Source organism: Paenibacillus thalictri (assembly GCF_004307995.1).
Lineage (GTDB): Bacteria > Bacillota > Bacilli > Paenibacillales > NBRC-103111 > Paenibacillus_AF > Paenibacillus_AF thalictri.
In genome coordinates, this window is the sequence record NZ_SIRE01000013.1 from 160107 (window position 1) to 184094 (window position 23988).

Below are 23988 nucleotides of genomic sequence, written 5' to 3' on the forward strand. Positions count from 1 at the left end.
CGATCATTCAAACTTCCAGATATTCAGATTATATTATACATTTATCGACATTTAAAGCAGGTAGTTGTCCGTTATGGGGATTATCCCTATTAACCTTTCTTCGTTCGAGTGGTACTATAGAACTATGTATTTCAAATCAAACCAAAAGGATCTACTTTGAGGAGAATTATGATACATATTCCAATGCCCATATCGCGGGCTAAGCTTTTTTTGCATCTCGCCGGGTTGATCGTATTGCTGAACATGTCGTATTTGCTGCCAAACCTTCAAGTCCCGCGCGGATTTAATCTGGCAGCACATACGATTACGGAGCTGCTTGCCGTTTTGTTTTCCATGATGATTTTTGTCATCGGCTGGTTTTCATATGTGAAAGAGCAAAGCAGAAACATCATTGCATTCTCGTCGTTGTTTTTATGTGTTGGGCTATTAGACCTAGGTCATATGCTGTCGTATGAAGGGATGGCTGTGTTCCCTCCGTCCATTGACCTGCGTCAGTCGGTGATGTTCTGGCTTGCCGCCCGTTTTGTCGCCGCAGTTTCATTTTTGTGCGTTGCATGGGTCCGTTGGAGAACTTGTATACGATATGGGGACCGTTACATCGCTCTTGCCGCAGCACTGCTCTTCACCTCCGTGGCGTATTGGCTGATTCTTGGCAATGCTGCTTGGTTTCCGCTAACTTATATAGCCGGTCAAGGGGTAACCTTGTTTAAAGTTGTACTAGAATATACGATTATCGGGTTATACGGCATCAGTGCGGTTGCGGCATTGATCTGTCAACCGGGAAGCAACCGTTACCGCAACTATTTGTTTTTTTGGGCGATGGCGATATGCATGATGGGCGAGATAACCATGTCCATCTCTCATCATGTCACCGATGCGCCGGTTATTTTCAGCCACGTCTGCAAGCTGGTTTCTTACATTATGATTTTCATCTCTATCTTATGGGATCAAATCAAAATCCCTTATCAAATGCTGAAGCGTTCGGAACGGGAAATCCGCGATATTCGGGACCGTTTATTTACGACGCTGGAGAGCATTTATAACGGGATTGTCATTACGGACGAGCATGGATGTGTTACGTACATGAATCCGACTGCGGTGCGGTTTCTTCAGCGTACCGGTGAAGAGGCGATTTCCCGTCCGGTGGAAGAGGTGTTTAAGATGAAACGCGAGGTTCATCCGGTTTACAGCTGCATCTTTTCCAGACGTTCCAGCGGTGTGCTTGCGGGGGAAGTTGACTTGACGGATAGACGCCAGTCACGAATAGTCCCGGTAGAATACAGCATTGCTCCGATGATTGGCGAATCCGGCGACGTAACGGGAACTGTTCTTGTTTTCCAAGACGTTTCGGATCGGATCGAATTTCAGCAATCCCAGGAACGGCTGATTTCCATTTTGGAGGCAACCTCCGATTTTGTAGCCATCGCTTCGGCCGCCGGAGAAACACGCTATCTGAATAGGGCGTCCAGAGACATCCTGGGGCTTGATGAAAGCGCCAAAATCGATATCAGGCTGATGTATCCGGCTTGGGCGCAAGCCGTTCTGCTGGAGGAAAGCATACCCATGGCAAAGCGCTGCGGCACTTGGAACGGCGAGATTGCGCTGATTGGAGCCTCCGGGGATGAAATCCCGGTTCATCAGGTCATTGTCGCTCATAAAAACGAAGCAAATGAGGTTTTGTATTATTCCACGATTGCCCGCAATCTTTCCGACATGAAGATGGCGGAATATAAAAACAACCTGGCCGCAAAAGTATTCGAGAATATTACGGAAGGCGTTATGGTTACGGACAGCAAGCAAGTGATTCAATTTGTCAACCCAGCTTTCAGCGCGATTACGGGTTATGACGAAGAGGAAATTATCGGTCAAACGCCAAGGTTGTTAAGCTCCGGCCGGCATGATGCCGACTTTTACCGCCATATGTGGACTGTCATTAAAGATAAGGGAAGCTGGAAGGGCGAAATCTGGAATAAAAGAAAAAACGGCGAGATTTATCTGGAATCGATTACCATTAAAGAAGTGAAAGATAAAGGCGACAGCCTCACGTATTACATCGCTTTATTTAAAGATATCACGATTGAGAAAGAGCTCGAAGCGCGAATACAACATCAGGCGTATCACGATGTGGTCACCGACCTGCCCAACCGCCTGCTTCTGAATGAGCGTATCGGACAGTCCTTCCGAAGGGCCGCCCGTAATCATCACAGCGTTGGCATTATGTTTCTGGACCTGGATCGGTTTAAGCGGATCAACGACACATTTGGCCATTCGGTGGGGGATTTACTGCTCAAGGATGTCGCCCGGCGTCTGAAAAACAGCCTGCGTTCCACCGATACGATTGCAAGGGTAGGCGGCGACGAGTTCGTTATTTTAATTCCCGATCTGAGAGATATTCGGGAAAGCTCGGTTATTGCGCAGAAGATCATCTTGGCGTTGACCTCGCCGTTTTTCATCGAGCGGCATGAGCTGTATATCACCGTCAGCATTGGCATCAGCCATTATCCGCAAGACGGGGATAATGGAGAACTGCTGATCCGTCGCGCCGACACGGCCATGTACAAGGCGAAAGAATTAGGGAAAAACAACTACCAAATCTATGCGCTGGAGCAAGAGAAGCAAACCGTTGCGCCGGACATGATGTCGCTGGAGATCAGCTTAAGGAGAGCCGTTCAAAATGGGGAACTGCACATCCATTACCAGCCCCAATACAATTCGGTCAAAGGAGAATTGATCGGTGTGGAGGCGCTGGTTCGCTGGAAACATCCGGAGTGGGGAAATATTCCGCCCTCTCAATTTATTCCTCTGGCCGAGGAATCGGGACTTATCGCTGTGTTGGATCAATGGGTGCTCAAACAGGCGTGCGAACGTGCAAAATCGTGGATGAATCAAGGGTTTGCGCCGGTTCGGGTTTCCGTTAATCTTTCTATGCTGCAATTCCGGCAGCCGGATCTGGTGCATTTTGTATCCCGTGTATTATGGGAGACAGGGCTGCCTCCCGAATATTTGGAGCTGGAGCTGACGGAAAGTATGGTCATGGACAATCCGGATATGACCATGCACATTTTGAACCAGCTTAAAGCGATGGGAATCCGTATTTCGCTTGACGATTTCGGCATCGGTTATTCGAGCCTGAACTACTTAAAAAAGCTGCCCATCGACAGAATCAAAATCGATCAATCTTTTGTCAAAGACTTGTCGGACGATCCGGGCGATCAGGCGATCGTACAGACGATCATCACCTTGTGTCATACGTTAAAGCTTCACGTTATTGCGGAAGGCGTTGAAACGGAAGATCAGCTGGACTATTTAAAACGCCATCAATGCGAGGAAGTGCAAGGCTTCTTGTACAGCAGGCCGCTGCCGGAAGATGAAGTGGTCAAACTCATGCGTTACGGCGCAGCCAAAAGATATTAAAAGCTGGGCTGCTCGGATGTATCCATCATGTTCTTTCATTAAGGCTCTTTCCCTGATGGGGAAGGAGCCTTTTTTTGCCGCGGGTCTGGATAGGACCGGAACGGGCTTGTAACGAACCCTGCTTGCTCGACGCACGGCGCTGCTTCACGCACCTCGGAAAACAATTTCCGTCATAGCGCAGCAAATTTTCCGTCGCACCTGAACATCGGTTCGGGTTATGTTTAGTACCTGGGATACGCTCAGTGGTCTTTATATCAACATGACCTAATGTCCTCCGCGTGTAGACAAACGGAAATGGTACCCTTCCATTAATGGATTGTGAAAAAATAATTCTAAAGCTGCATAAATTGTTTGATGTGCTATGTAAAAGAATTGTTGATAATAGTCTTACAACCAAATAGACGTTTTTACAAACAATGTTAGGAGTTGTATGGCTGTGAAAACTTGGAAGGAAACATCGGCGGGATATTTATTTACCGGACCCATGCTACTGGGGGTGCTTGTATTTACCATTATTCCGTTGATCGCGGGATTGTTGCTAAGTTTAATCGATTGGAACTTTGTAAGCGGTTTTGACAAAATGAAATTTGTCGGCCTGAACAATTTCGTCAGATTGTTCCATGATGACACGTTTATTAGATCGTTTAAAAATAATATATTGCTGCTCATCGTCGTACCTGCCACGATGCTGTTTTCTATGCTTATCGCGATCGTGATAAACAAAAAAGTCTACTTTAAAGACGGTTTCAAAGTCGCTTATTTTATGCCCTATATTTCCAGTGTCGTTGCTGTTGCTGCAGTATGGCGGGTATTGATGCACCCTACGTATGGCCCAATTAATCAATTTTTTCACTCCTTGGGCATGGATAGCCCGCCAAAATGGTTGGCTGATCCCAATTATGCCATGCTGTCAGTCATGATTATTATGGTGTGGATTCAAATCGGCTACAATTTGATCATCTATATCGCAGCACTGCAAAATATCCCAAAAGATTTGTATGAAGCCGCCGATATTGACGGTGCAAACGTTTGGGAGCAGTTTCGCAACATTACTGTCCCTATGCTCTCGCCAACAACGTTTTTTCTGCTCGTCACCGGCGTAATCAGTTCATTTAAAGCCTTTGACCTAATAGCCGTTTTAACCCAAGGCGGACCGGCCAATTCCACCTCGGTCATCGTGTATTATTTGTATGAAGCAGCGTTTATTAATTTGAAAACAGGGTATGCATCCGCGATGGCCGTGGTATTGATGCTTTTTGTTCTTCTGTTGACATTCCTGCAATGGCTCGGTCAAAAAAAATGGGTGAATTACTAAGGAAGGGAGGACTATCGCATGCGATCAGTTCAAGTATCTAAGATTATAGTCACGATCATCATGGGAATAATAGGCGTCTTTTTCCTGACGCCGTTTCTATGGATGCTGTCAACTTCCTTCAAGCCGGAGATGGACGTTTTTAATTACCCGATTCAGTGGATTCCAACAACGTGGCAAGCCATAGAAAACTATAAGGAAGTATGGGCCGGTGACTTTCCGTTTGCTCTTTACTATTGGAATTCGATCAAGGTAACATTGCTGACAACAGCGATCTCCATCACTGTATCCGCCATGGCGGCTTACGGGTTCTCTAAAATCGAATTCAAGGGAAGAGAGCAATTATTTCTAGTCGTTCTGATCACCTACATGGTACCGCATCAAGCTTTTCTTGTTCCGCAATTTATTATGTATCGTTGGCTCGGACTTTTTGACAGCCATCTTGGATTGATTCTCCTCGGATCATTCAGCGTTATCGGCACCTTTTTGCTGCGGCAATTTTTCATGGGTGTTCATAACGAGTACATTGAATCGGCCCGTATTGATGGAGCGGGACATCTCCGGATTTTTACTAGCATTGTGGTACCGCTGGTGCGTCCCGCCATTGCCACATACGCGATCCTGCGGTTTATCTGGACATGGAACGATTACCAAAACCCGCTTATCTTTTTGCGGTCAGACAAATTGTTTACGATACAGCTCGGTATTCGAAAATTCGCGGACATAAACGGAGAATATTATTCACTGATTATGGCTGGGGCGGTATCGGCCATTTTGCCGCTGCTCATTATCTTTATCATTGGGCAGAAGAATGTCATTGAAGGAATTGCCATGGGGGGTGTTAAGGGTTAGAAATTGACATTTTGAGATAGATCAGATGATGTTAAAACAATACAAAAGGAGAAATATACAATGAAATATTGGGCTTATAGTCTTACATCCGCTCTATTAGTTACAGGATTGCTCAGCGGTTGCGCTGGCGGTAATACCCAGAACGGAGCGCAGCCGGCCTCCGGAGATAAAGGCAATCAAATTACTTTGAAGCTTCACTTCTGGTATAATGAAGATCAGGACAATTGGAAAACAGTCTACAGCGAGTTTCAAAAAAAATATCCGAACATTAAAATCGAAGCGGTAACCGCCGGTGATAACAATGCGGCCGAATATTTGAAAAGGCTTGATCTTGCCGCCGCATCCGGTGATCAGATTGATCTCATGATGTTCTCTAATGCAACCTATTACTCTCAGCGTGTTGCGGCCGGTATAGTGGAGCCTCTGAACGAATATATCGCAAAAGACGGTTACAAGGTGCCGGACGAGTACTACATGGATACGACGATCGGGGATAAGGTCTTCGGTCTGCCGGCCAAGAAAAATATTTACTTTGTCATGATGAATAAAAAACATTTGGATGAAGCGGGGCTATTGGTTCCTAAAGATTGGACCTGGGACGAATTCCTTGATTACTCGAAGAAGCTGACCAAAGGCGAAGGAACAAACAAAAGATATGGAACTTACTTTCATACGTTCTCCCAATACTATCACTTGGCTTTGAGTAATCAGCCTGACGATTACTTCCTAGTTAAGCCCGACGGCAAAACACTAAATATCGACAATTCGCTCGTCAGACGTTCGCTCGAAATCCGCAAGCAAGCGGAAATGGTCGATAAGTCGGCAACACCGTATTCGGAAACGATCAGCCAAAAGCTCAATTACAGGCCGCAATATTTCAATGAAAAAACAAGTATGATTGTTACGGGCGATTTCATGATTCCTGAAGCCGGTGGATCGGATAAAGTACCAGCTAACTTCCAAACTGTATTCGCGCCGTATCCTAAAGTCAACAAAACGGACCCGATATCGTCGATTACAGCCGGAGACATCATGGCTGTATCCTCGAAGTCGAAGCATAAGCAGGAAGCCTATCAATTTGTCCGGTGGTATACAACGGAAGGAATTCAGCTTCAAGGGAAATATATCCCGGCATGGAAGAAAGCGGACTTAAATAAAGTAATTGATACTTTAATTGCGTCTTCGAAAACACCGGATAAGGTTGATAAAGCATCTTTAATGTACACGATGACTAACAGCATCCCGCAAAAATACAATATTCCAGCGGCTTTTAATGAAGAGCTTGAGAAGGCTTACCAGAAAGAAATTGAAAGATTCCTGCTTGGCGAGACAGATGTGGACACTACAATTAAAAATGCAGTTCAAAAAGGACAAGAAATTATAAAGAATAACAGCAAGTAAAATCCAAATCAACGGTCAACTCAGACAAACTGAGCTGGCCGTTGATTTTCCTTGTATTATAGCTTGCATGGCAGATTGATTAAGAAAGCGGTGCATTCATCATGAAATGGCTGAAGGGGCTACGATCTTCATTTCGGAAACAAATGATTTTTACAGCATTTCTTTGTCTACTTATTCCTGTCGGGGGGATCATGCTGTTTTCGAGTTCCCTTACTATCAATTTAATCAAGGGACGAGTCGTTCATACCGCTTCCGAATCGTTACAGGTTACCCAATTGCATATTTCAAATGTCATGAGTAACTTGATAAGGATTACAAATAATATTCAATTCGATAGGGACATAGGGTCGATCTTAAGATACCCCCCATCTCAAGGAAGTAAGGCAGCCATCGACATGCAGAAGCTAGTAGAGGAAAAAATCAATTCGTTCACATCGGAAAACACCGGCATTTATGTTACGATCCTGCTCTCCAACGATACATACTATACGAATTACAATTATTATGACTTCCACCCGTTGCGTTTTAAGGACGAGCCGTGGTTTTCGAATCTGCAAATGGCGGATTCCTTTGAAACATATTGGCTCGGGGTACAGCCGACGTATATTCAATCCGAACGTAGTAGAAATCCCTATGTGATCACCGTTGCGCGCACATTGCGCGATATTTCATCGAAACCTTACGCTTATGTTATTGTTAGCGTCAATGAGTTACAGCTTCGTTCCATCATAGAACAATACAGCGATAGCCAAAGCATCATGCTGCTTTCAGACCAGGGCGTTATCTTATCAGGTATGAACCACATTGGCGAGAGATATCCCCATTTTAAAGATTGGAATCAATTAGGTGATGTAACCATTTTAAATATCGGCGAAGAGAAACAAATTGTGGTCACGAAAAATCTCTCTTTTGCCGGGTGGAAGCTGGTCAGTCTTACTCCCTACAAGAATGTTACCTCTCAGGTGAACACGATTTTTAGATCTAATTTTTTGCTTGAATCGGTTTTTGTCGTCTTGTTTTTAATTATTTTTGTTTATTTATTACGCCGATTTACGAAGCCCGTTGTCCGACTAGTCCAAATCGCATCGAATATTGAGGCCGGTAAATTGTCTATTCGTTCTAACATCAAGGGACCGGATGAATTTGTGAAGTTAGGCCGATCATTTGATACGATGCTGGACAGCATTGAGTTGATGATAAGCCAGATTACCCACGAGCAGGCTATGAAAAGAAAAGCGGAGTTAGCTATGCTGCAAGCTCAGATTAACCCGCACTTTTTATTTAATATATTGAACGCTCTGCGCATGCGGATAATGCTCAAGGGAGACCGGGAGAATGCTAACATCATCAGTTCATTATCGCGTTTGCTTCGTCAAACGATCAATCATGATCTTGAATTCATCGTGCTTAATGAAGAAGTTCATCTTGTTGAGGATTATATGAAATTAATGCGTTTTACCTTCAAGTATCCGTTTCAATACGAGATTAAATTAAGCTCTGAATCTTTGCTTGAGCCTGTCCCGCGGTTTATCCTACAGCCCATTATTGAGAATTGCTTAATTCATGGTTTGAAACAGAGAGAGGGGAAGATTACCATCCATGCCTGGAAAATGCAAGAAAAGTTTGTGCTTGTCATTCAAGACGACGGAGCGGGGATGACCGTGATGGAATTGGAGGGGCTGCGCAACAAACTTCAATTGGGTTTTGAAAACGGTATGGCTCGAACAGAGACTCGTAAAGGCATGTCCGGTATCGGTCTAGTTAACGTACATGAGAGGTTGAAATTGGTATATGGGGAAAGGTTTCGAATGGAATTAGAGAGCGAGCCGGGTAAAGGGACCGTGGTTAAATTAATTATTCGGAAGGGAGAAATCGAAAGCCATGTGGAAGGTTCTGCTCGTGGATGACAGTTACCCCGTACTTGAGTTTTTATCGCAAGTTGTTCCTTGGGAATCGCTTGGTATGCAGGTGGCAGGCCAACATCTTAACGGACTGACAGCGCTGGAGCACTGCAAGCTCGATATGCCGCATCTTCTGATTACAGATATCGGGATGCCGGAGATGAACGGTTTGGATCTGATCAAGGCTGTTAAAGAGATCAATCCCAGAATGAAGGTTATTATTTTATCTTGTCATGACGAATTCCCGTATGCCCAACAAGCTGTCAAGCTTAGCGTAAATGATTATGTGCTGAAAGAAACGATGGAGCCCGAAACGATGATCCAATTGCTGGAAAACATGCGGCTGCAATTGGAACAAGAAAACAAGGAACGGTCGGGTCACGAACAGCTAAAGAGCATGATGGATCGGCATCGTTCGTCATTAAAGACAAACTTTATGCGTGCAACTCTGGCGAATCCTCTGAGCGATCCTAAACGCTGGTTGGCGGAAGCGCAAGGGTTTGGAGTTGATTTGGACAAGTACAGTTATTTGCCCGTTCTTTGTTACGCTAATCAGTTTAGTAAATTAAAGCAACGATTTCAAGAAGTAGATCTGTTGACATATGCTATTGAAAACGGAGTAAACGAATTAATTGATGCAAAGGTGCGAGGAGTCAATTTTCAGTGTGCAGGCAATGAAATGATTTTGATGATTCCTCTACAGGCGTACCTTGAGAGTAAGGCATTCGATCTGTTTGTTCCTCATTTGCGCGCGATGCAAGAAGAGTTTGAATCCTATTTGAGAATAAGCTTGTCTTTCATGATTTCCAAACCCGCTCTTTCTCCTCAAGAAATCAAACGGAATGTAAAGGAATTAATGGAAAGTAAGGACTTGCGTTTTTACGCCACGTCGAGAAGCATTTATAAATGGTCAGCGTTTCAGAGCTCGAATGATGATATTTATAAGTATTACTCGAATGCATTAGATGAATTCAAACAGCTTATCGCAGAGGGCGAGACCGATCGTGTACAGGGAGAATTGGACCGATGGGAGAATTGGATCAGGTCAAATCATTTTAAGGCGGAGGAAGTACGGGGCTGGGTGATTAAGCTTTTGTCGGATATCGACCTTAAATATCGCTCGCAGCAGCATTTTCACAATGTTTATTCTACAGAACTGTTTCATAATACGCTCCTCGAATTCGAGTCATTGGAAGAGTTATTTGTTTATATGCAGCATTATTTTATGGAAAAAATCGATTATGTAGCCAAAACACAACGAGAAAGTCAAAGGAAAGAGGTCATTGAAGCCAAACGTTATGTGATGACCCATTTGTCAAAGAAAATTTCGATGGATGAGGTAGCCCGCATGCTTCATCTTAACGGAAGCCACTTCAGCCGCATCTTCAAGATGGAAACAGGGGAAACCTTTATTGAATTCGTCACGCGGGTTAAGATGGAACAGGCACAGGAGTACTTATTGCAATCGGAAAAAACGGTGGAACAAATTGCTGAAATGGTCGGATATGAGAATACGAGTTATTTTATCAAGTTGTTTAAGTCGCTTTTTGGCATGTCTCCGCTGGATTATCGAAGGCTGAAGTAGCCGGTATTTGATCGCATATGAGTTTCATTTCTTCTACTCATAGGTCGCGATTTGCATGGTGGATGAGCAGCAGCTTGAATCGCAGAAGACCCGATCTGTCGGCTGAAATGCCCCGGCTGTGGTGTGGAAAAACGCTTATCCTGAGATTTTGCCGGACGTTTTTTGTTACGATAAGACGGACTGGTGGTATGAATTATCTATATTAAAACATCCAAAATTTGGAAATACCCTCTCGTGCTGCAACGGCGTTAGCCAAACGCCGTCCACAACATGGAGATACCGGATACCAGAAGAAGGATGTCCAGCACGTAACGGAACGAGGCGACGCTCATGTGCTGCACGAGTTTTTTGGCGATAAACGTGCCGAGCATCAGGGAGGCCCCCACAATAAGCCCTTGCAGCGCAATTTCGGAAGATAAAGCGCCGAGTTCGCGAAACGTCACGACTTTGCTAATGTAAAGCGCCAGCGAGCTGGCGGCCTCGGTGGACAGGAAGGCCCCTTTCGCCAAGCCGTACGCGGTAAACGCCGGAACGCTGAGCGGGCCGGTAGAGAGCACCAGGCCGGTCAGAAAGCCGATCACGGCTCCGGCCAGGGATAGCTGCCACAAGCGAAGCTTCAGTTTTTTGGCGTCAAGCCAATGTCTGAGCGGAATGACCGCGAGAAAAAAGACGCCAAGCCCGATGTCGACCGCATGCGCCGGCAGTGTCCACAGCGTATGGGCCCCTAGCGCTGCCGCGGGTACGCCAGTAACAGAATAAACGGCAAATGCTTTCCAGTCGATCTCCCGCCGCCAGGCGATCACTCTGGAGATGTTGGCCATTACGGCAGCCACGGCCATGATCGGAACGGCCTGTTTTGGCCCGTAGGTCATGACAAGCACGGGCAGCAGCATGATCGACGAGCCCGTCCCGATGACACCGCTGATCGCGCCTGCGGCCAATCCGACAACCAATACAAAGAAATAAGCTCCCAAATGAACACTTCCAATCGGCAAATTGCCCGGATGATATACTATACCAATGTAGCATTGTTTTCCGCCCTCGCGAAAGTCGTTTTTTCCACCCTCGCAGATCGTTTTGTGTCGTTTCCGTCCCCATGCGCTGATAGTACAATAAAAGCAAGCAAGCGAAGCTCACTGCAGATTATCTGCACACGATTCACATATTAAAAAGGGAGGAACAGAAATGAAAGCGATATCAAAAACGGTTTGCGGTTCACTTGCCTTACTGTTCGTATTAAGCGGATGCGCCAGTCCCAGTCCGGGTCCGGCGCAGGCGGAGAAGAAACCGGATAACGAAGCCAAGCCCAAAAGCGAAGCGAAACCCGGCGAGAAGGTGAAAATCAATTATTGGACCCAGGAAAGAGGGCGGGCCGACTTCTTGAAGTCGAAGGTCGAGAAGTTTAACCAGACCAATCAGGACAATATCGAAGTGACGCTGACGATCTTATCGGATAACTACGCCCAAGCGGTCGATATCGCTTTTGCCAGCGGGCAGGCCCCCGATGTATTTAATGTCGGTTCGGCCGTATTGGGCCCGCTCAGCACATTGGTAGGCAAAAACTACTTGGAGCCGCTCGACGGCTACATGACGCCGGAGTTGAAACAGCGTTATGACAGCATGAGAGCGGAAGGAACCAATATGTACAAAGGCAAGATGTATTCGTTCCCCAACTACGGCAACAGCTACAGGTTAATTTACAACGTCGATTTGCTGGAAAAAGCGGGATACAAGCAGCCTCCCAAAACATTGGACGAAATGGTGGACGCCGCCAAAAAAATTACCGCAGCAGGCAAGGCAAGCGGCATTTACGGCTTCTCGCTGCCTTACAAATCGGCGCAAAGTGCGATGAGGCGATCGGCGCAAGTAATCGCCACGCAGAGCGGTTACGAAAGCTCGGGTTTTGATTTTAAAACGGGAAAATATGATTTCAGCGGATACCAGCCGATTATTCAGTCCTTCCGGCAGATGTGGGCGGACGGCAGCACGCTGCCGGGATCGGAGTCGCTGGATATCGACCCGCTGCGCGCCCAGTTCGCGGAAGGCAAGATCGGCATGTATTTCTCCGCTGCAGTAGAACCCGGGGTGTACGACAAGCAATTCCCGACCAAAATTAAGTGGGCGGCAGCGCCGGTTCCTACTCAATCCGGCAATCCGGGCGGAGCCGCTTATTTGGAGGGGGGCACCTGGGTTGGCATCAGCAAAGATTCGAAGTTCAAAGACAAGGCATGGAAGTTCCTGGAGTACATGTACAGCAAAGAGATTCTGATGGAAACGCAGGAAGTGGCCGGCTGGCTGTCCATCGTTCCCGAAATCGTAGCCAAAGCCAAAGTGCCGTCCATTGCCGGCACGGAATATTTCCTTCCCGGCAAATACGACGCGATCTGGCCGCTGCCTCCGGAAAATATTAAACCCGAAGGAAAAACGTCCGACCAGGAATTTGTCGACTATATCCTTGTCGGCGGCAATCTGGACGAAGTGATCAAGCGGCTCAACCAGAAGTACAATGCGGCGTTGGAGAAATCGGGCCAGCAGGTGAAGCCGGATCCGTCCTTTGATCCCGTCAAGCTGCAAGGCAAGTGACGTTATACAGAAAGGAGATAGGCTCCAATGACAAAATGGCGGCATGCTTCGCAGCCCTACCTGTATATTTTTCCAAGCGCGCTGCTGATGCTGGTATTCTCCGTATATCCGATCATTTGGGTGTTCCGGTTTATGTTTTACGACTATCTTGGTTACGGCGTCCCGAAGTTTACCGGGCTGTACAATTTTGAACGGTTAATGCGGGATACGCAATTTTGGGACGCACTGGTCAACACGCTGGTATTCAGCGCGGGCAAACTGCTGGTAACGATACCTGTGGCCTTGATCGTCGCCGTGATTTTAAATACCCGGCTGAAAGGGCGCAACGTGCTGAGGATCATCTATTTTATGCCGACCGTCATCAGTATTGCGGTTATGTCCGTTGTCTTCTACATCATATTTAACTCTTACAACGGCATCTTGAACCAGTATTTGTTGAAATTCGGCCTGATCTCGCAAAATATCGAATGGCTGAGCAGCAAACATGCCATGCTGACAGTGGTGCTAGTCGCCGCATGGGGCGCCATCGGCAACAATATGCTGCTGTTTTTGGCCGGGCTGCAGGGGATTCCCCATGATGTGTATGAAAGCGCGGAAATCGACGGGGCCGGCAGCGTGCAGAAGTTCGTGTATATTACGATCCCGATGCTGGGGCCTGTGCTGCAGGTCATTATGATGCTGGCGATTATTTCGGCGCTGAAGGGCTACGAAGGCATCATGGTGTTAACGGGCGGAGGACCTGCGGGAACAACCGAAGTGATGTATTTATATTTGTTCAAATTGCTGTTCCCGATCTCGGCGGGAGGACCCGCAGCGCAGGAAATCGGTTATGGCAGCGCAGTCGGCTTTGCGATTTCGGTCATTGTGGGAATGATTACGGCCATCTACTTTTTGCTTTCCAAAAAGCTGAATCAAGCACATAGATAGAAGGGAATCGATGTTATAATGGAAGTAATCGCAAGCACAAGACAGCAAGCCGCGTCGAAGCGCATCCGGCTGCGAAAAGCAGGGGGCCGATTCGTGTTGTGGGTCTTTTTGACAGCCGTGCTGATCTTCACGTTATTTCCGATCGTCATGGCCCTGCTGGGATCGTTTAAAACGAACGCCGAATTAAATACAGGCGCCACCTTCCTGCCGTTGCATTGGAATTTCTCGAATTATATCAAGGCGTGGAAGGAAGCGAATTTCGCCGTATTTACTTGGAACAGCTTGTATATGAGCTTTTTCTCCACCGTCGGCACGGTCGTCATCGCTTCGATGGCGGCTTATGCGGTAGACCGCAGGGAATTTGCCTGCAAGCGTCTGTTCCTGGGACTTCAGGCTGGCACGATGTTTGTCGCCATGGGAGCGATTATGCTTCGCCCGCAATTTGATGTCATGGTAGCGCTGCATTTGAACAGATCGATTTGGGCAGTTATCATCTTGAATATTTCAGCTCACGCTTTTGCGTTTTTTATTTTGCTTGGTTTCATGAAAGGCATTCCCCGCGATATGGATGAAGCGGCCAAACTGGACGGAGCCGGCTTCGGTTATATTTACGCCAGAATCATCATGCCGCTGCTGCTTCCCGGTCTTGGGGTCACCTCGCTGTTTGCGTTCCGCAATGCTTGGAACGAATACATTATGCCGCTGGTGTTTACGATGACGCAGCCCAAACTTCAGGTGCTGACGGTAGGGCTGGCCAATTTAAAATACAGCCCGGACGGCGCGCAGCAAAGCAATCTGATGTTGGCCGGCGCTTGCCTGTCGATGATCCCGATTTTGATCGTCTATTTGCTCGCTAACAAAAGCTTTACGCAAGTGAATACGGGAGGCATTAAAGGGTAATATTCAACCGGATCGGAGATGTTCTAGCGATGAAACGCAATCTTTTGTTTATTACAACCGATCAGCAAAGGCAGGACAGCTTGCCATGCTATGGGATGTCTTTTATGAAGACGCCGAATCTGGACCGATTGGCCTCCGAAGGTATGGTGTTTGACCGGTGTTACGTGCCGGCGCCGCTTTGCGTTCCGTGCCGCGCTTCGATCATGTCGGGGTATTATCCGTCCGCAGTTGGCACGATGGGCAATGAAACGTGGCTTGACCCGGATGTGCCCACTTGGGCCGGTCTGATTAGCGAAGGCGGATACCGCACGGCCGGCATCGGCAAGATGCATTTTGCGCCTTGGGACATTTTAAACGGATTCGACGAACGGATCACCTGCGAGGACAAACGCCATTCGTATATTCCCGACGATCATGCCCGGTTTCTGGAACGGCACGGTTTGGAGAAACCGCATCCCGCGGATTATCCCCGGTATTACGAGACAAACGGCGCGCCGCTGTACCCTTATGCCAAATCGTTTCACCCCGACGCTTATATCGCCGACCAGGCGGCGGAGTGGCTGGACCGGAACGGGGATGCTCCGTTTGCCGTTTGGGTCAGCTTTGTCGGGCCCCATGATCCGTACGATCCTCCAGCCGAGCTGGCGGATATGTACAAGGATGCGCCGATTCCGGAGCCGATTCCCGTGCCTGACCGTCTCGAAGATAAAGCGGCGATTAAGCTGCAGCGCGCGGCCAAACTGGCCATGACCAATTCGATGTTCCGCATCGACGTATCGCAAACGACACCCGAGCAGTTCCGGACATGGCGCGCCCATTATTACGCCAATATTTCGCTGATCGACGAAGGTATCGGGAAGATCCTGGATGCGCTTGAACGCAAGGGCATTTTGGAGCAAACGACGATTGTGTTTACCAGCGATCACGGCGATGCGTTAGGCGATCACGGCATGGTATGGAAAGGGTTCTTTTACGATTCGATGGTGAAGGTGCCGCTTATTGTCCGCGGCCCCGGGGTGCCGGCCGGAAGCCGCTGCGAAACGCTGGTCAGCACGCTGGATTTGATCCCTTATTTTTACGAAACGTGTGAGGTGAAAGCGCCGTCCGATCTGCAGGGCCGGTCGATTGGCCCGCTGCTGGAAGGTTCCGGCGCACCGCGGCCCGCTTATGTGTTCAGTGAAGTGGATCAACAGTATATGGTGATGGACGGCAGATACAAATACAGCCTGTACGCCAGCGGCGGCAAGGAGCTGTACGATTTGCAGGAGGACCCCCGAGAGCTGACCAATCTGGCCGGAGATGAGCGTTACAAGGATACAATCGCTGCTCTGCACGAAGCGTTAATTCGTCATATGATGGAAAGCAACAGCATTCACAGCAAGTTTACGAGGAAGACAGCTTGCGCTGAACGCGACGAAATCGAAGCGAATTATCGCCGGGAGCTTCTTGCCAAAGCAAATCCAGCGGCAATTTGACGAGACCATTGAAAAAGTAGCGAAGTGAGAGAAAAATCATGCTGAAGAAGCGCCAGCGTTCGCTTTTGTCCCCGAAATTCACCTGCCGCAAGCAGGTACATTCAAGAAATTCGGGGACAATTGGCGATCGTAAGCATGATTCGTTCATGTAGCGTTCGCTTTTTCAGTGGCCACCAAATTGACGGGGAGAGTTTACGATGCGGTCTTATTTCCTGAACTGGATTCACGGCATATCGTTTAAAAACCGGATTCGGACCGCATTCATGTGCTTACTGATTTTTGCGGTGGCCTCTACCGGAGGGGTTTCCTATTATATCGTTGCCGGCGTCATCGAAAGGCAGGCGTTAAAGCAAAGCCAGGATTCCTTGAACAAATCGGCCCAAGTGCTGGATGAGCGCTTGAGAAAAATACTCGTATATATGATGACCATCACGATAAGCCAGCCGTTTAAAGATTTGGTCGTCGATTTGTCGGAACAGGACAGTCGCAATTATTATAAGCATCTCTCCAATTTGCAGCCGATTTTTGACCAGTTTACGCTGAATGAACACTCGGTGGGCTCGGTGCTGATCAGCACCTCGATCGGAGACTTTTACAGCACGACGCAGCGCAGGCTGACGGAGCATCCGTTCCAGCAAACGGAGTTATACCGGCAGATGACGTCCTCCACGGCCAACCAGCGGGTATATTGGTCCGAAGAGCATAAAGACGAGTTGTTTTCCGACGGCAAAAGCGTGATCAGCCTTGTGTTTCAACCGTTCACGCAAAACTTGTCGGTAAAAGACATCTATATCATCGTTAACGTCGATGCGCCGACGATTTTTAAGCTGGTGGACAGCACGTTTGATGAGCTTGACCGCGAATCGTTTATACTGGCGGGCGGCAAGAGCAGTGTATTCAAGCGGCAAGGAAGCTATTGGGACCTGCTTCAATCGGGCGGTCTATTTGAACGGATCGGCAAGGAAACGGAAGATTTCTTCGTGTTTTCCCATAACGATAAGGAAATGTATTTGATCAACTACGCGAAACTTCAAGTATATTCCGACTGGACGTTGTTTACGGTTCAGCCGAGGAGCAAGCTGCTGCGGCTCATTGACGGCATACGCTGGAGTTCGATCGCGATTGTGATCGTTTGTGCGATTCTGACTTTGTATATTACCAATGTGCTCACCGGCATTTTGTTTAAGCCGCTGATGAAGATGCAGTTTCTCATGAACCGTGTAGGCCAGAACAACCTGCATCTGCGGTTTCACAGTCCGTATCAGGACGAATTGGCGCAGATGGGCGAGAAATTCAATCAGATGCTGGATGAGATCATGGCGCTGATGGAGCAAAATACGCAGATGGAAAAAGATAAACATGTCGCCGAAGTGAAGGCGCTGCAGGCGCAAATCAACCCGCATTTTTTGTACAACAGCTTAAATATGGTGTTCTTGAAATGTATGGATAATCAATACGATAAAGCCAAAGAAATGGTGATCTCTTTATCGAGACTGTTTGAGTTGGGCCTAAATAAAGGGCTGGAAGGCACGACGGTGGAGCAGGAGCTGCATCATGTCGAATATTACATGAAAATCCAGATGGCTTGTTACCGCGATTTGTTTGACTACCGCATTCATGTTCAAGACAAATCGCTGCTGGCCTACCCTATGCTGAAAATATTGCTGCAGCCGCTGGTGGAAAATTCGATTTTGCATGGCTTCAAAAATCAGACGACCGGCGGGGAAATCGATATTTTTGTGGAGCGTGAGCATGATTTTATTGTGCTGACGGTTCAGGATAACGGATCGGGCATGGATCCGCAGGCGGTTAAACGGACCATACACGACAAGTCCGCCGATTCTTATGCCCTGCGCAATGTGTACAATCGCTTGAAGCTGTATGGGGGAGACCGTGCGCAAATGAGTATTACGAGCATCCCCGGCGCAACAACCCGGATTCAGCTGTTCATACCTATACGCGCGGACGGAGGGGAGCGGAATTGAACGATGCGCCTTACACCTTATGTATCATCGACGATATGGAGGACGCTGTCGAATCGCTTGTGAAAAATATTCCGTGGCACGATTACAACATCAGCGTCTGCGGAACGGCAACCAATGGGCGCGACGGGCTTGATCTCATGAAGGAACTGAAGCCGGATATTGTCTTGACCGATATTCGCATGCCCCATATGGACGGCCTTGAGATGGTTTCGTCCGTGCTGCAGGATATGCCGGGAGTCAAAATTATTATCATGAGCGGTTATTCGGATTTTCAATATGCGCAGAAAGCGATCCGCTTGGGGGCGGCCGACTATCTGATCAAACCGCTGACGCCGCTGGAGCTAGGGAACACGATGGGCAAAGTGATTTCCTTGCTGGAGAAGGAGCGGGAACAGCGGCTGCAGGAGCAATCGATCGAGAAGAAAATGAACGCCAGCATGCCCATATTAGTAAAAGAGCATCTGAATCTGCTGATCCGTTACGAAACGTCCCGGGAAGCCGCCGAACGGCGTTGGCGAGATTTGCAGCTTAAGCTGGGGAACGGACAATTTGTCGTTATGGTTGCAGAAATCGACGATTGGCCTTTGTCGGACGATCGGATCCAAATCCAGGAAGCGGAAATCGTGCGGTATGCGGTGCAAAAAATATGGGAAGAAACGATTCTGGAATCCGCCGGCGGCATTGTATTTCCCGATGCGTATTCCAACCGGATCGTCAGCATCATTCATGATTCCGCACAGATGGATCCGCGCAAGCTCGGCGAGGAAAGCCGGATCAATATCGGCGATTATTCCAAATACAAGGTGTCCATCGGCGTAAGTTTGGTCGTTCCGATCGAGCAATTGCCCCGCGCTTACAACCAGGCGTTAACCGCGTTATCTTACAACTTTTATACGGGGGGAAACAGCATTTTTTGCTTCTCCGACTATCAGCTGGGCATGGTGGACACAGCGCGGTGCGAAACGGAGAAGGAGAAGGAATTGCTGCTTTGCTTACGGGCCGGCAACGCTGACAAAATGACCGAGATCATGGGGCAAATGGTTGACCACTATTGTGATGTTCGGCAGCTTTCCGCTCCCGACGACATCATCTCCAGAGGTAACGAACTGATGTTCCTGATGAAGCGGGAGCTGCTTGATATTGTTCCCGCCGAACATGCGGCGCTGATCGATAAGGAAATGACGGATTTGCGCAAATCGAATACGGCCAGCGTGCAGTCGATGAAGCAGCAGCTTTACGATATGTGCCGGGTCGGCTGCGGTTTGATTCAAAAAGAACAGGAAAGCGAAGCGATCCGGCTGGTTAATGAAGCCGTCGAGTTCATCGACAGGTCGCTTTCTGACAATTTGACGATCGGCGATTATGCGGCGCATGTGCACCTCAGCACGAGTTATTTTGCCAAAGTGTTCAAAAAAACGAAAGGGCTCACCGTGCATCAGTATGTGATCCGGGAAAAAATCGCCATGGCGCAAAAAATGCTGCTCCACGACAAGCAGGTGCAGGAGATTGCCCAGGAGCTTGGATTCGAGGACAGGCGGTATTTTACGGAAGTGTTTAAGAAACATACAGGCGCGACCCCGACGGAATGGAGAAGCGGGCAATGAGCGGCGGAAAACATACCCATGTTTATAAAACTGTAAACGATTGCCGGATCCAAGCGGATGTCAGCCATAGCAGCCATAATGCGGCGACCCTTGTTTATTTTCATGGCGGAGCGCTTATATCGGGTTCAAGGACGATGCTTCCGGACGAACAAATCGATTTGTATATGCAAGCGGGTTTTAATGTCGTTTCCGTGGATTACCGCTTGGCGCCGGAAACTAAACTTCCGATTATCGCAGAAGATATCCGCGACGCCATCCGCTGGGTGAGAACGGAAGCGGCGGACTTATACCGGTTCGATCCCGACCGGATCGCGTTTGCCGGCGGGTCGGCAGGAGGTTATTTGGCTTTATTGGCGGGAACGGGAATAGACGGTTACCGGCCTAAAGCGGTTGTTTCCTTCTACGGATACGGCGACATTCTTGGCGATTGGTATACGCAGCCAAGCGAGTTTTACTGCCGGATGCCGCTTATTTCGCAGAATCGGGCGTACGGATGTGTGGGAGGGGCTGAGCGATCGGAGGGATCGAGGGACCGGCGCGATTTTTATTGGTACTGCCGGCAGAATGGCGTGTGGGTTCAAGAAGTAACCGGTTATGATCCCGTGAAAGACAGGCTGCAGTTGCTGCCATACAATCCTATCGATCAAATATCGTCCGATTATCCGCCGACATTGCTGCTCCATGGCACTGACGACACCGATGTGCCTTATGAGCAATCGCTTATGATGCATGAGCAGCTCCACAAAGCGGGAGTTGACAGCAAGCTGATTACGATGGACGGTGCGGGGCACGATTTTGATAAAAATGAAACTGATCCCAGTGTGAAGCAGGCATTCGCAAGTGTCGTCCGGTTTTTACAAGAACATGTGTGAATTCCGCCGAAAAGTGCTTGGTGCGGATAGCTGCGGATGGAGGTTGAAATGAATAAACCTAATATCATTCTCATTGTTTCCGATCAGCATCGCGGAGATTTTATGGGGCATCGGGGCAATCGAACGGTGAATACGCCTAATCTGGATCGGCTGGCCGCCGGTGGCGTTTCGTTCATACAGCATTACTGCAACTCGCCGTTATGCGTGCCTTCGAGGATGTCGATGCTGGCAGGGCGCCATCCCCATCATACGGGGGTGTTTGGCAATGAGGACTGCCTGGCGTCGGATATGCCGACCTTCGCGCATTCCTTGGCGCTCGGCGGTTACCAGACGGTGCTGTGCGGCCGGATGCATTTTGTCGGTGCGGATCAGCGGCATGGGTTTCATAGGAGATTGGTGGGCGATATTACGCCCAGCTACACCGGCGGACCGAAGACGGATTACGGCCATCTGGCGGGAACCTCGGATTCGGACATGATTTCGATCACGCTGGCCGGGCAGGGGAACAATCCGGTCATGCGGTATGACGAAGCCGTCACTTCGGCTTGCGAGCAGTTTCTGGAACAGAGCGGCGACCGCACGGACGGCAAACCTTTTCTGCTGACGGTAGGGCTGTACGGTCCGCATAATCCGTATACGTGTTCGCCGGAAGAATACGCCAGGGCGCTGGCCGCCATGGAACAATACAACAACATCATCCCGCAGCAGCCAAATCTTCATCCGTGGATAGAAAGCGCAAGGCAAAAAGCGGGGCTCGGCGCCATGACCAAAGAGCAATTAAAGATGGCGCGTGCTCATTATATAGGGCTCGTCAACCATCTGGACGGTTACATCGGCCGCATTGTCAAAGCAGCCGAGTCGCTGCGGCGGGATACCTTGCTTATCTACATCAGCGATCATGGGGATATGGCCGGCGACCATGGATTGTTTTGGAAGCGAAGTTTTTATGAAGGCGCTGCCAAAGTGCCGATGATCTGGTATCCGGTTGTGCAGCAGAACGGGAATTTGCTTGGGTCGCCGGGCCGAAGCGTTGATGTGCCTACCAGTCTGGTTGATCTGGCTCCAACGCTGGCCGCCGTCACCCATTCGCCTGAGCTTCCGCACCCGGATGGGCACGACTTATCGGTTCTGCTTCGTGAACCGGGCGGATCGGACTCGGACGACATGCCGTCATGGAAGGATAGAGCCGTTTACTCGGAATTGGTCATCCCCGGCAGAACGCCGGCCAGAATGATCCGCACGGAAAACTACAAACTTGTTTATTATCACGGATATTCGGCTTTGCAGTTATTTGATCTCGATAAGGACCCCCACGAGGTAAACGATGTAAGCGAATCAAGCGACTACGCCGGCGTCAAACAACGGCTGTTAAGCCGGCTCACCGAACATTGGGACGGCGAGGAATTGCTGCGGCGCAGAGATCGGAAAAGACCGGATCACGAGTATATGAAAAAGTGGGGGCAAACGGTTGGCATGGGCAAGCTCGATTTATGGGACTACGAGCGGCACATGAGCGGTAGCGCTACTTAAGCTTGAGTTAGGGTGGCGGAAGCAAAGCGGCTGAGGGCTGAGGTTGAGGAAACTTGAAAGTTCGAGGGCGCGAAAGCTTTAAAGATCGAAGACACGAAAGTTCGGTGGGGCGAAAGCTTGACTTTGGCTAGCTGCCTGTGACGGACATCGTCGCCGCTAGGATGGGCCTTATACACGACCTTATCCATGCGAACGTCATGCTCCCACACGAACGCTAACGGACAGGAGCGCTTCTATTTGGCAAAAAAATCGAGGGTATCATTTTTAACGGACAATGGAGACTTTATTTGCCCAAAAAGTCAGGGAAACCGTGAGGACAGGACGAATAAGAGCGCTGGTGTCCATTACGTTTAACGAACCTCAGATTTGGCTTACATAGCGTCGCTCACGTCCGTTAGAGTGGGGACCTCTCCAACGTTGAGGGGGGAGCACGAATCAACAGTCTCAACAGTCTCATTCAGTCCGTTGTCCATTCGAGTAGGTTCTATGTCCAAAACGGGTCGCGACGAATAAAAGAAACTTGATCATTCCCATGACGATTGTGAATTTGCATAAAGTTTCCGCAGGAAGCGATTCCCGTGACGATACTGGGTCCATCAGCTTCTTATCCTGATAACATTGGAGGCAAACGGATGATCACTTACGGCAAGGTGGAGCCGTTTGATACGTTTGATAAAGTCACGCTGGAGAATGAGCGGCTGCGGCTGCAGATACTGCCCGGGCTTGGCGGCAAAATCTGCTCGCTGCTGAACAAAACAACAAACCGCGAATGGCTGGACCGGCCGCCTCACCGGCCGTTTCGGATGCCCCAGATGGGCTCTTTATGGGAGGAATGGGACCGCTGCGGGTGGGATGAGCTGTTTCCTTCCATCGACGCATGCAGATTAGATATAAGTGGCATTGATGAAGATGACACCGATGCCGATGCAAGCGGATTAAGCGGATCGCCGCATAAGCGGCAGACGGAGGTTCCTATTCCCGACCACGGCGAGTTATGGGCTGTGCCCTGGGAGTATGAAGAACTCGATCCGCTTACCCTCAAGTTATCCGTGAACAGCCGTTTGCTGCCGGTCCGATTGGAAAAAACGATCCGCCTGCAGGACAACCGCGTCCATTTTCACTACAGCTTAACCAATAGGGGGAGGCACGCACTTCCATATATTTGGGCTCCGCATCCGATCATTGCCGCCACGGAGCAAATGACGATCGAGCTGCCAGCGACGGTAAAACGTATCGTTACCGCTTACTCGGCGGACGGAAGACTGGGCACGCGCGGGGATGAGCACGCGTGGCCGACCGCCTGCGCTGCAAACGGCGATCAGGTCGAATTGAATGCGATGCCAGCGCGCAATTCCGGAGTTGCCGATAAATTTTACGTTAAGCCGCCTTGCCGCGAAGGCTGGTGCGCGGTGCGTGTTAACGATACGGGGGAGCGGTTTAAGCTCACTTACGATACGGCCGATTTGCCTTATTTGGGCATATGGATCAACGGCGGCGGCTGGAATGGCGAGTACCATCTGGCGCTTGAGCCTGCCACGGGATATTTGGACAATCTGCATGACGCCTATCGAAATGAGCAGTGTGCGGTCATCGGGGCGTCGGCAATGAGCAGCTGGGATATGCAGCTGGAAATTAGTTGATAGAAAG

General features: G+C 48.9%; 16 protein-coding genes. 15 read left to right on the plus strand and 1 reads right to left on the minus strand.

Annotation, left to right across the window (positions count from 1 at the left end):
* Positions 1-168 precede the first annotated feature (168 nt).
* From EYB31_RS19340 to EYB31_RS19365, 6 genes are all read left to right on the plus strand, one after another.
* Entirely contained in the window at positions 169-3414 is a 3246-nt protein-coding gene (locus EYB31_RS19340; protein ID WP_131015051.1) for a bifunctional diguanylate cyclase/phosphodiesterase, read from the plus strand.
* A gap of 430 nt (positions 3415-3844) precedes the next feature.
* Positions 3845-4729, plus strand: coding sequence for a carbohydrate ABC transporter permease (locus EYB31_RS19345; RefSeq protein WP_131015052.1), 885 nt, complete (start codon positions 3845-3847; stop codon positions 4727-4729).
* Between the two features lie 18 nt (positions 4730-4747).
* Entirely contained in the window at positions 4748-5578 is an 831-nt protein-coding gene (locus EYB31_RS19350) for a carbohydrate ABC transporter permease (RefSeq protein ID WP_131015053.1), read from the plus strand.
* Between the two features lie 60 nt (positions 5579-5638).
* Positions 5639-6979: an ABC transporter substrate-binding protein gene (locus tag EYB31_RS19355; RefSeq protein ID WP_131015054.1), complete on the plus strand. Its 1341-nt coding sequence runs from the start codon at positions 5639-5641 to the stop codon at positions 6977-6979.
* Between the two features lie 101 nt (positions 6980-7080).
* Positions 7081-8886, plus strand: a complete 1806-nt coding sequence (locus tag EYB31_RS19360) for a sensor histidine kinase (protein WP_131015055.1) — start codon at positions 7081-7083, stop codon at positions 8884-8886.
* Positions 8861-10465, plus strand: a complete 1605-nt coding sequence (locus tag EYB31_RS19365; protein WP_131015056.1) for a response regulator transcription factor — start codon at positions 8861-8863, stop codon at positions 10463-10465. The genes EYB31_RS19360 and EYB31_RS19365 overlap by 26 nt, the downstream gene beginning before the upstream one ends.
* A gap of 248 nt (positions 10466-10713) precedes the next feature.
* On the opposite strand, the gene EYB31_RS19370 is transcribed toward EYB31_RS19365, so the two are convergent.
* Entirely contained in the window at positions 10714-11439 is a 726-nt protein-coding gene (locus EYB31_RS19370; RefSeq protein ID WP_131015135.1) for a sulfite exporter TauE/SafE family protein, read from the minus strand.
* Positions 11440-11650: 211 nt separating this feature from the next.
* On the opposite strand from EYB31_RS19370, the gene EYB31_RS19375 reads away from it, so the two are divergent.
* The 9 genes from EYB31_RS19375 to EYB31_RS19415 all read left to right on the plus strand — a co-directional run bounded on the left by EYB31_RS19375 (position 11651) and on the right by EYB31_RS19415 (position 23981).
* Positions 11651-13048, plus strand: coding sequence for an ABC transporter substrate-binding protein (locus EYB31_RS19375; protein WP_131015057.1), 1398 nt, complete (start codon positions 11651-11653; stop codon positions 13046-13048).
* A gap of 27 nt (positions 13049-13075) precedes the next feature.
* Positions 13076-13975 carry a carbohydrate ABC transporter permease gene (locus EYB31_RS19380; RefSeq protein ID WP_131015058.1) on the plus strand — a complete coding sequence of 300 codons (900 nt, stop codon included), beginning with the start codon at positions 13076-13078 and terminating at the stop codon, positions 13973-13975.
* Positions 13976-13993: 18 nt separating this feature from the next.
* Positions 13994-14875 (plus strand): carbohydrate ABC transporter permease, encoded by an 882-nt coding sequence (locus EYB31_RS19385; RefSeq protein ID WP_240762597.1) that lies wholly within the window; start codon positions 13994-13996, stop codon positions 14873-14875.
* A gap of 29 nt (positions 14876-14904) precedes the next feature.
* A complete protein-coding gene (locus EYB31_RS19390) occupies positions 14905-16350 on the plus strand; it encodes a sulfatase family protein (RefSeq protein WP_131015059.1) in 1446 nt (481 codons plus the stop codon).
* Positions 16351-16547: 197 nt separating this feature from the next.
* On the plus strand, positions 16548-18335 hold the full coding sequence (locus EYB31_RS19395) for a sensor histidine kinase (RefSeq protein ID WP_131015060.1): 1788 nt from the start codon (positions 16548-16550) through the stop codon (positions 18333-18335).
* On the plus strand, positions 18332-19939 hold the full coding sequence (locus EYB31_RS19400) for a response regulator transcription factor (protein ID WP_131015061.1): 1608 nt from the start codon (positions 18332-18334) through the stop codon (positions 19937-19939). Before EYB31_RS19395 ends, EYB31_RS19400 begins: the two co-directional genes overlap by 4 nt.
* Positions 19936-20811, plus strand: a complete 876-nt coding sequence (locus EYB31_RS19405; RefSeq protein ID WP_131015062.1) for an alpha/beta hydrolase — start codon at positions 19936-19938, stop codon at positions 20809-20811. Before EYB31_RS19400 ends, EYB31_RS19405 begins: the two co-directional genes overlap by 4 nt.
* Positions 20812-20859: 48 nt before the next feature.
* Entirely contained in the window at positions 20860-22341 is a 1482-nt protein-coding gene (locus EYB31_RS19410) for a sulfatase-like hydrolase/transferase (RefSeq protein ID WP_165452493.1), read from the plus strand.
* Positions 22342-22973: 632 nt separating this feature from the next.
* Complete coding sequence (locus EYB31_RS19415; protein ID WP_131015064.1) at positions 22974-23981, plus strand: DUF5107 domain-containing protein; 1008 nt, start codon at positions 22974-22976, stop codon at positions 23979-23981.
* Positions 23982-23988: the final 7 nt, after the last annotated feature.